The organism is Vreelandella vilamensis, assembly GCF_031451755.1.
In the GTDB taxonomy this organism is placed as follows: domain Bacteria; phylum Pseudomonadota; class Gammaproteobacteria; order Pseudomonadales; family Halomonadaceae; genus Vreelandella; species Vreelandella vilamensis.
In genome coordinates this window covers 1-606 of the sequence record NZ_JARWAN010000071.1, presented here as the reverse complement: position 1 = coordinate 606, position 606 = coordinate 1, and the positions used below count along the sequence as shown (strand labels likewise).

Below are 606 nucleotides of genomic sequence, written 5' to 3'. Positions count from 1 at the left end.
CCAGGTCCTCGCTTGATGCATAGCGCCGAGTGGCCAGCACGTCGCTGATGCGGCCGTTGAAGCGCTCCACCATGCCATTGGTCTGCGGCCGCCCAGGCTTGATGAGGCGGTGCTCGATGCCATGGCCTTGGCATTCCTGATCAAACGGATGTTGCCCGCTGGGCTTGCGCTCACCGGCCCGTGTAAAGCGATCGGTGAAGGATTTGCCGTTATCGGTCAGCACCGTCTGGATTTTGAAGGGTGCCTTCTCTTCAACTCGCTTCATGAACGCGCGCGCATCCTTTGCGGACTGGCTGTGTCTGACCTCCAGATAGACCCAGCGCGTAGCCCGGTCAATGGCCACGTACAGGTAGCGCTTCTGTTGCTCGTCGGGCATCTGGGGCAGGTGCTTAATATCAATGTGTATGAAGCCCGGCTCGTAGTCCTTGAAGGGTTTGTGCTTGGGCGTCTCATCATCGCCAGTGTCCTGCCGAGCCAGTTCCGCTAGTGTCGACACCTCGCGCCGCTGGAGCATACGGTGCAGCCCGGAGCGTGACAAGCGAGGGCTCAGGAACTCACGTGCGACGACGAGGAGATCATCTAGGCCGAGGCGAAGGAATTCGCGAG

1 protein-coding gene is annotated in these 606 nt (G+C 60.4%); it reads right to left on the bottom strand.

The features are described 5' to 3' along the window. On the bottom strand, positions 1–606 hold a 606-nt coding region (locus QC823_RS16185), incomplete at both ends, for a DDE-type integrase/transposase/recombinase (protein WP_309657367.1).